This window comes from Clostridium chromiireducens (assembly GCF_002029255.1).
Lineage (GTDB): Bacteria > Bacillota > Clostridia > Clostridiales > Clostridiaceae > Clostridium > Clostridium chromiireducens.
Map to the genome: position 1 here is coordinate 1 of NZ_MZGT01000118.1, position 9,506 is coordinate 9,506.

The following is a 9,506-nucleotide window of genomic DNA, read 5'->3' on the forward strand; positions in this document are numbered from 1 at the left end:
AAGATTAGATTTCCCATAGCGTAAGCTAGTAAGACCCCTTGAAGACTACAAGGTTGATAGGTCAGAGGTGTAAGTATGGTAACATATTTAGCTGACTGATACTAATAGGTCGAGGGCTTGACCAATAAATAATCAAGTTGTAATACATTAAAAAAACTATGTGCAATTTTGAAAGAACAAGGAATACAAATCACTTTAGTGATTTGCATAAGTTCATTCAACCAAATCATAGATTTGGGAATTCACTTAATCTCGTGATGATGGCATAGAGGTAACACTCCTTCCCATTCCGAACAGGAAAGTTAAGGTCTATAGCGCCGATGGTACTGCACGGGCGACTGTGTGGCAGAGTAGGACGTTGCGAGGTATTCTTGTAGAATACAAGATTTAAGTTAATATTTTAACTTAACGGATCTTTAGCTCAGTTGGTTAGAGCAACCGGCTCATAACCGGTAGGTCTAGGGTTCGAGTCCCTGAAGGTCCACCATGGGGGTATAGCTCAGTTGGGAGAGCACCTGCCTTGCACGCAGGGGGTCAAGAGTTCGAATCTCTTTATCTCCACCAAAAAAAGTCATGAATTATATAATTCATGACTTTTTTGTTATGCAAACAAGTAAGAAGATAAATTCTATCGATATTTCGGATAATATAATTGATATTAATATTATAAAATTAAGCAAAAATAGTAGAACTATTAGGTAAAATGAATTAAAAATACTAATTATTAAAGTGTACAATTAAAAGAATATAATATATAATTTATATGTAAAATATATGCAAAAATGTATTTAGACATACAATGTATTAGATGGAGAAAAGATTATTAATGTGAGAGGGGAGAATTATGGTACGAACTATTGTCTGCAAAAAAGATGGATGTAGTGGTAATGAATTTAATATAGTAACAGAAGATGATAGATTAAAATTAACATGCAAAGATTGTGGAAGTACTTATTATTATGACGTGAGCTGTTATGAGTTTATGATGTTGTCGAATTGTGAGCAATGTAATAATGATACGTTCAAAGTATTTAATAACTTAGAAAAACAAGGTATATATGCGAAGTGTACTAAGTGTGGTTCTCCGCCAGAAAAAGTATTTGTTGATGATGAAGGTATACAAGTAACGTATGAGTCAAAGTTGTTGCAAGATATAAAACAGTTTATGTATCAGATTGATCAAAGGATATGCAATCTTGAGATGAAGATCGATGGATTGGAAAAAGGACAAGAATTATTAGAAGAATCTCTTGCATATATAAATAGGTACATGTCAGAATGAACTCATTATATAGAATTACTATTACTTATTTTTAAGGATTTTGCCTATGTTGATTTAACAGAAATAAAATGTAAGTTAGTATATAATGATGAGAAGAGATAATTATTATATATGCCATTATTATGATTTATTTAGAAGAGGATAGAAGATGAGAAACAAAAGAAAGATAGCAATTAACTGGATATTATTAATTATATGGATGGGCGTAATATTTATTATGTCGAATCAGCCCGCTCAAATATCGGATTCTCAGAGTATAGGAGTGATAAAATTACTTTCTAGTATAGGAATTGATATTAATGGAGTTTTTGGGCAGCTCGCTAATTTTGTTGTCAGAAAATGTGCACATTTTATTGAGTATATGATTCTATCGCTACTAACGTTTAATGTATTAAATTTATACGTTAATACTAAGAGGGTTGTTATTATAACAATAATAATAGTATTCATTTATGCTTGCACTGATGAAATACATCAGTTATTTATAGTAGGAAGAGAAGGAGCTATTAGAGACGTCATAATAGATACTTTAGGTGGGATTACTCTCATAATAATTAAATTATTAATAGATAGTTTAGCCAATATTAGACAAGTTAAAAAAGATAAGGTATAAAGTATATAATTTATTATTTAATTGAACTGCAAGCTTATTAATAAATTATATTAAGCTTTATTACAATAGGAGTTTATAGTCGAAGCATATCATGAATCTTGAAACATGAATGATATGCTTCGACTATAACTCCTATTTTAAATTTATTGTGAAAGTAGCAACGGACTTATTGTTGTAGGTACATATATTAATTATTAGAGATTTTGAAATATAGAGGCGGTGTTTATTCGTTGAGCAAAATTATTTTTGCAGTCTAAACTTGACTGTGTCTATTATTTTGAAGAAAATATATATACAAATGAGAAAAATCAGGCCGTCAAAAATTGAATTAAAAAGAAATAACTGTTTAGCGGTATCAGCTCTACCATTACCTATAAACGGCATAGGAAATTGAGCAATGCTAATTAGAATAATAGTCCAAAGTAGGAATATTTTATTTTTTGTTTCTAAATTATATTTATTTTTTATATACTTATAAAAAGAGAATAATATTACAGATAAATAAATCAAAATTATAAATAGCAGACTTCTAGGAAAGAAGTTCTCCCTGATGTATGACCATAAAGTAAACTTATGGAATTCGCTAGTAGAAGCTTGGTTATCGCTTTGGGAATACTTACCCAATGATGTACTGGTATAAAATGCTTTACTTACTGTATATTTCATGCCACTAAATAACCTATTAGGATGTCTTAAATAGAATTCAGCAAGTTTTAAATTACTAATTTTATCATAAAATTCCGAATAGGTCGCTTCATCTCTAGGAATATACTTTACATATTCATCTACATCGAGGTAGGCATGTTTTCCAGCATCTACAGCCATATCTGGATTGAGGCCTAAATCTATTAAGTCTTGTTCAGGTGTCTTAGAATCATTTAGTATACCATAAAAAACTGAGTTGTACTCTGTATCTTTACACAAATTACTACAATTTGTGCTAACTCCAATTGGATAAACAATTACCAAATAGATAAATATGCACAAAAAAGCTTTATTAATTTTATTTAAGTAATACTTATTATCCCATACTATTTTTATGAGAAAACATACGACAAAGGGTAATGCAGTAAGCACCTGTAGTTTTGAACCTAAGAATAAGAATGATGAAATTAATATATAAACTACTTTTAGTGTTATATGTTCAGTTTTTCTCATAACATATTTATAATTTATATAATTAAGAACAGATGAAATGAATAATAATAGTGTGGTTAACATCATTGGTTCTCCATACAAACTGTTAAACCAAATTAGATAGTTGCCATCAAAGAATACAAACAATATCAGTAGCGCTATAAGTAGAAATTTGAAACTATTTTTTATGTTCAGAGATTTTAATATTATGCTAAAAGAAAGAATATATATGATACTGTAGACAGTAGCTAAGTAGTGAGTTTTAAAAATTGTTACTCCCATAAGTTTGGAAATACAATTAATAAGTACAATTAAATAACTTAAACTACATCCGGTAATTGTATCAGAAAGATCATCTAAAGGAATAATCTTATAATCTGTTATTATGTACTTATAAAACCTAGAGAAGTTGGGATTACTTGAATCTGAATCTAACAAAGTTAAACCAGAAATGCTCATAACTCTATCAAAATCGCCTTGGTCAGCAACTCCTACTTGAGGCTTGGTAAATAATATTCCAATAGTTATTAGAATGGCAGATATGATAAATAAGATATTATAACTTGTTGGGCATATTTTAATCTTCATTAAATCTTTCCTCCATGTAATTTAGATTTAAAATTTAAATTAATATGTACCCTATAATACCCAATGATAAGATTATACTGTTTTTATATTAATACCACAATGAGAGGCAAGCATTAAATTATAAATTTAATAATAAAGAAATGATTTACAAGAATATTCAGAAAATTGTGATAATAAGGAGGATTTGATAAAAGAATATAGAATATTATATAGTACAGAGCATTATGAATTGAAAGGCAGGTGGATGCCAATTTCTAAGTAGATTATGGAATTGGCAGAATTTATGAAGGATTATAGTATTAAAAATTTAAGAAATGTAGGATTAATGGGACACAATGGCACAGGAAAAACTTCTTTAGCTGAAAGTATTTTATATTATTCGAAAATAACTGATAGGTTAGGGAAGATTGAAGATGGAACTACGGTTTTAGATTTTGATACCGAAGAAAAGAAGAGACAATTCTCGATTGCACTTTCAGTAGCTCCAATTGAATTAGACCATGTTAAGATAAATATTATAGATATTCCGGGATATGCTGATTTTCAGGGCGAATGTATTGAGGGTATGAGAGCTGTAGATGTAGGCATGATAGTTGTAAGTGGAGTTTCTGGAGTAAAGGCTGGAACTGAAAGAGCATGGGAATATTGTAATAAAATTAAGTTACCAAGAACGTTCTTTATAAATAAATTAGACAGGGAGAATGCCAGTTTTAATAAGGTACTAGATTCTCTAAAAGAGCAATTTGGAATAAGTGTAGTTCCAATTCAATATCCAATAGGAGAAGAAGATAATTTTAAAGGAGTAATAAATATTATATCTAAACAAGCTAGAATATATGATGTTAGGACTAAGAAAATAGAGATATTAGACATACCAGAGGAATTAATAGATGAGGTTGAAAGATGTAAGAAAATGATAATGGAGGCAGTTGCAGAAACAGATGAAGTGTTACTTGATAAATATTTTAGTGAAGGCAAATTAAGTGATGAAGAAATATATAAAGGTTTAATTAGTGGATGTGCTAGCGGAGATATTGCACCAGTTATGTGTGGAAGTGCGACTAAGATTATAGGAATGGATTCACTAGTTGATGACATTATAGAGTGTTTTCCTTCACCAGAATATGCAATCCCTCAAAAGGCTCTAGATGTATTAAAAGATGAAGAGGTTTTCATAAGTTTCGATCAGGATAAGCCATTTTCTGCGCTAGTATTTAAAACTATTGCAGATCCGTTTGTAGGAAGAATATCGTTCTTTAGAGTTATGACAGGTGAAGCAAAAGACGATATGACTGTACTAAATGTTAATAAGGAAAAAAGTGAAAAATTATCTCACATTTGTTTTATTAGAGGTAAGACTCAAATACCTACAAAGAGAATAATTGCCGGAGATATTGGAGCAATCTCTAAGCTTCAGTACACAAATACGGGAGATACTTTAGCTAGCCCAGACTTTAAAATAATGTATGATAAGATGAATTTTCCTAAAACAGTTTATTCAATGGCTGCTATACCACAAGCTAAAGGTGATGAAGAAAAAATATCTCAAGCTTTAACCAAGTTAAAAGATGAAGATCCTGTTCTTGAAATAGATAGAGATATAGAAAATGCTGAAATTATTATTTCAGGATTAGGAGAGACACATATTAATGTTATAGCAAGTAAGATAAAAAATAAATTTGGAGTGGATATAGTATTAAGTTTGCCAAAAGTACCGTATAAGGAAACTATTAAAGGTCTTTCAGATGTACAAGGAAAGCATAAGAAACAATCTGGTGGACATGGACAGTATGGTGATGTTGTAATTAAATTTGAACCTAGAACCGATGGAGAAGAGGATTTGGAGTTTGTTGATAACGTTGTAGGAGGTGCTGTTCCAAGGAATTTTATTCCGGCAGTAGAAAAAGGATTAAGGGAATGCATATCACATGGGGTTTTAGCAGGTTGCCCAGTCATAGGACTTAAAGCAACTCTTCATGATGGGTCATATCATTCTGTAGATTCATCTGAAATGGCATTTAAGGTTGCGGCATCTATAGCTTATAAGAAAGGACTTGAACAGGCCAAGCCAATTCTATTGGAACCTATAATGAAAGTAGAGGTTCTATTGCCTAATGAATATATGGGGGATGTAATAGCAGATATAAATAAAAAGAGAGGAAGAGTAATTGGGATGGAACCAGAAGATAGTAAACAAAGAGTTACGGCTGAGGTTCCGTTTGTAGAAATAAGAAAATACGCTACGGAATTACGTTCTATAACTCAGGGGAGGGGAATATTCTCAAAAGAATTTGTAAGGTATGAGGAAGTTCCGGAAGTTGAAGTATCAAAAGCTATAGAAAGTATGAGTGGGCAAAGAAAGTAATTTGTAGTAGTTTCTGATAGTAAAAAAATGAAATAATTAGTGGTCAGCATAATGCATGCTTCTCATCAGAATTTCTGATAATTAATTTTAAATATTTTTATGACAGATTGTACAACTATAAATAAATCAATTTCATTGGGAGATTTATAGTAGGACAATCTGTCTTTAATTATTTTAGTAGTTTATTTTGAGATATGAGGTAAATTTTACATTAGAGTAATGAGGATAAAATTACTTGTAATGATCCATACTATTTTTGTACTTGTTTAGAAGAATATTTAATTATTGTATTAATAAGGAGGTTGAATTAATGTCAGATTACACTATGGACATTAGTGGAAATATAGAATTAAGTGATTACAGCAATATATTTGATTATTTGAATATTATAGATAAAGATGATAATTTTGTGATAAGGGTTGATAGGAATAATAAGAATGATATTAATTTAATTAACACAATGCTTTTGGATAATCAGTTTATTATTAGTTATACGCAATATGATGACTTGGGTAACTACTACATAAGCGCAAATAAATGCTCTTCTCAAAATAATATTTAAAATACTGGTTTTAATAAAGCAACATAATATAGTATAATGTTTATTAGAGTAAATTGTTTTTAATTGGGATATTAATAAATGAAGGAGAGTTATATTATGCAAAAGTATGTTGTAGGAGTAGATTTAGGAGGCACAAAGATAAGCACAGCATTATCTGATTTGAATGGAGAAGTAATTTGTCAAACAACAGTGCCTACAAATGCACAAGAAGGAGAAATTCCAGTATTAAATAGAATTATTGAATCTGTAGAAAAAGTAATTAAAGATGGATCAGTAGCATATGAAGACATAAAAGGAATTGGTATCGGTTCCCCTGGACCATTAGATGCTGAAAAGGGAACTATAATTTATACTCCAAACCTTCCATTTAAGAATTTTAATTTAGTTGAACCACTAAATAAAAAATTTGGAGTTCCAGTATTTTTAGATAATGATGCAAACGTTGCGGCTATTGGAGAATACATGTTTGGAGCAGGAAAAGGCGCTAAAGATGTAGTATTCTTTACAGTAAGCACTGGAGTAGGTGGTGGAGCTATTTTAAATGGAAAAGTATATAGAGGCCATACTTCAAATGCTTTAGAAATTGGTCATATGACAGTTGCGCCAGATGGTCCAAGATGTAATTGCGGAAATATAGGTTGTGTAGAGGCAACTTCATCAGGAACTGCAATTGCAAAAAGGGGACAAGAAGCATTAAATAGTAAAGTTGAAACTTCGCTAAGAAAATATGAAACTGTTACTTCATATGAAGTGTTTAAAGAAGCAGCTGAAGGAGATCCTGTTTGTATAGATATAGTTAATACTGCATTAAATTATCTAGGAATAGCTATAGCTAATTCAGTAGCTATTTTCGATCCAGAAGTGATCATAATTGGTGGAGGAGTATCAAAAGTTGGAGATATTGTTTTTGATACAGTGAGAAAAGTTGTAGATAAGAGATGTTTTAAATCTATGGCAGAATCAGTTAAAATTGTGCCAGCAGGTTTAGGAACTGATGCAGGGGTTGTAGGGGCAGTAGCGCTAGCACTGTTAGAAACTGAAGACAAATAATGATACTGACTCATGCAATCATGTTAAAGTAAAGGCGTTTCTAGGTATTATAAAGATTATAAAATACAAATTTTATAATAAAAATGTTAATAGATATGAATAAGTATAGAAATTCAAACATACACTATAACTATGGAAGCTCTCTTTGCAACGAATTTTTTCTTCTCATACATATTACTAAATTTATTTTAGGTAAATACTTATTTTTAAAGAGACTTTTGTTTTATGATATCAAGTATTTGCTTAGAGTAGATTGAGATGAAAAAATTTTTTATATAAGCTATCTCTAAATTATATATTTGGAGATAGCATATTATAAAAGAAAATATTTTTATAAAACCTATTCAATTTTAATTGAATAGGTTTTAATCATATGATGAAGATTACTTAATAGTCTTAGAAGAAATTATTGTAATAAATTATAATTTGAGAGTATAATTTTGAATTAAGAAAATAAATAAAATTTTATAAATTATGAGATAAAAAGAAGGTAATAATATGAAAGCAGAAATTATAGCTATAGGAACAGAGATTTTACTTGGAGATATAGTTAATTCAAACGCTCAGTACTTAGCTCAAGAGTTAGCGTCACTTGGGATAGATATGTATTATCAACAAGTTGTAGGTGATAATGAAAAAAGAATTATACATGCATTTGATGAGGCATATAGTAGAAGTGATATTATAATAACAACAGGGGGACTTGGTCCAACAGAGGACGACTTAACAAAAGAAGTTGCAGCCAAATATTTCAATAAGGCATTATTTCAAGATCGAGATTCAATTGAAAAGATAAAAGATTATTTTAAATTTAGAGAAAGAAAAATGACTGAGAATAATTTGAAGCAAGGGCTGATTCCAGAAGGAGCAGCTATAATAAATAATGATAATGGTACAGCACCAGGTGTCATTATAGAAGAGAATAATAAAATAATGATTATTTTACCTGGACCACCAAAAGAGATGAAACCAATGTTTGAAGAAACAGTTAGGCCCTATCTTCAAGGAAAAACAGACTCTTTACTAATTTCAAAAATGATTAAAATATTGGGAATTGGGGAAAGTGCAGTTGCAGAAGAAATTAAGGATTTATTGGATGCTCAAACTAACCCGACAATTGCGCCGTATGCAAAAGATACTGGAGTAGTACTCCGTGTAACAGCGAAGGCTAGTAATAAAGAAGAAGCATTAAATTTGATAGAGCCAATAGAGAATGAAATTATAAGTAGACTGGGTGAGAATGTTTATGCAACTGAAGATATTAGTATAGAAGAAGCTGTTGCTAAACTTTTGATTGAAAAAAAACTTACAATATCAACAGCTGAATCATGCACAGGTGGTATGATAGCTAGCACACTTATCAATTACCCAGGAATCTCTGAGGTGTTTTTGGAAGGGGCTGTAACATATTCAAATGCTGCTAAGCATAATAGACTCGGAGTTAACAATGAGACATTAGATAAATATGGGGCTGTAAGTGAAGAGACAGCAAGAGAAATGGCAATTGGAATTGCAAATACAGCTAAAACTGATGTTAGTATAATTACGACAGGGATTGCTGGACCAGAAGGTGGAACTGAAGAAAAACCTGTTGGTTTAGTTTATGTAGGTGTATATGTACAGGGCAAAGTGAAAGTTCAAAGATGCATTTTTAAAGGAAATAGGAGTAAAATAAGACTTCAAGCTACTATTACTGGACTAGATATGCTTAGAAGAATTTTAATCAATAAAAATATATAAAATATATTAAGAAAGAATATTATAATTCTAAATAAATTGTGTATTAAACCTTATTAGCATATTTACCTAAGGATTACACAATATAATAAATATGATTGATTATCTAATAACTCATATATTATTATAAAAGTCTTATTTTTCATAGAACTAAAACGAAATGCCATAATAT

At 30.2% G+C, this 9,506-nt stretch carries 7 protein-coding genes, 2 tRNA genes and 2 rRNA genes; 10 read left to right on the forward strand and 1 reads right to left on the reverse strand.

Annotated features, from left to right (window positions below; genetic code table 11):
- From CLCHR_RS22950 to CLCHR_RS22975, 6 genes are all read left to right on the forward strand, one after another.
- Positions 1-125: ribosomal RNA gene (locus tag CLCHR_RS22950) — 23S ribosomal RNA — on the forward strand; the annotation flags it as partial.
- A 125-nt stretch (positions 126-250) separates the two neighbouring features.
- Positions 251-367, forward strand: a 5S ribosomal RNA gene (gene rrf / locus CLCHR_RS22955).
- Between the two features lie 43 nt (positions 368-410).
- Positions 411-487 (forward strand) — tRNA-Ile (locus tag CLCHR_RS22960).
- Between the two features lies 1 nt (position 488).
- Positions 489-564 (forward strand) — tRNA-Ala (locus CLCHR_RS22965).
- 280 nt (positions 565-844) lie between these two features.
- Entirely contained in the window at positions 845-1,282 is a 438-nt protein-coding gene (locus tag CLCHR_RS22970; RefSeq protein WP_079442225.1) for a hypothetical protein, read from the forward strand.
- Positions 1,283-1,430: 148 nt separating this feature from the next.
- Positions 1,431-1,895: a VanZ family protein gene (locus CLCHR_RS22975; RefSeq protein ID WP_079442226.1), complete on the forward strand. Its 465-nt coding sequence runs from the start codon at positions 1,431-1,433 to the stop codon at positions 1,893-1,895.
- Positions 1,896-2,135: 240 nt separating this feature from the next.
- Here CLCHR_RS22975 and wsfD read toward each other — a convergent pair whose 3' ends face one another.
- A complete protein-coding gene (wsfD, locus tag CLCHR_RS22980) occupies positions 2,136-3,620 on the reverse strand; it encodes a glycan biosynthesis hexose transferase WsfD (RefSeq protein ID WP_079442227.1) in 1,485 nt (494 codons plus the stop codon).
- Positions 3,621-3,903: 283 nt separating this feature from the next.
- Here wsfD and fusA point away from each other — a divergent pair, with 283 nt between their 5' ends.
- From fusA to CLCHR_RS23000, 4 genes are all read left to right on the forward strand, one after another.
- The gene (gene fusA, locus CLCHR_RS22985) at positions 3,904-5,985 is read left to right on the forward strand and encodes an elongation factor G (protein ID WP_079442231.1); all 2,082 of its coding nucleotides are present in this window, start codon (positions 3,904-3,906) and stop codon (positions 5,983-5,985) included.
- Positions 5,986-6,295: 310 nt separating this feature from the next.
- On the forward strand, positions 6,296-6,547 hold the full coding sequence (locus tag CLCHR_RS22990; protein WP_079442228.1) for a hypothetical protein: 252 nt from the start codon (positions 6,296-6,298) through the stop codon (positions 6,545-6,547).
- A gap of 96 nt (positions 6,548-6,643) precedes the next feature.
- The gene (locus CLCHR_RS22995; RefSeq protein ID WP_079442229.1) at positions 6,644-7,597 is read left to right on the forward strand and encodes an ROK family protein; all 954 of its coding nucleotides are present in this window, start codon (positions 6,644-6,646) and stop codon (positions 7,595-7,597) included.
- 498 nt (positions 7,598-8,095) lie between these two features.
- Positions 8,096-9,337 carry a competence/damage-inducible protein A gene (locus tag CLCHR_RS23000; RefSeq protein WP_079442230.1) on the forward strand — a complete coding sequence of 414 codons (1,242 nt, stop codon included), beginning with the start codon at positions 8,096-8,098 and terminating at the stop codon, positions 9,335-9,337.
- Positions 9,338-9,506: the final 169 nt, after the last annotated feature.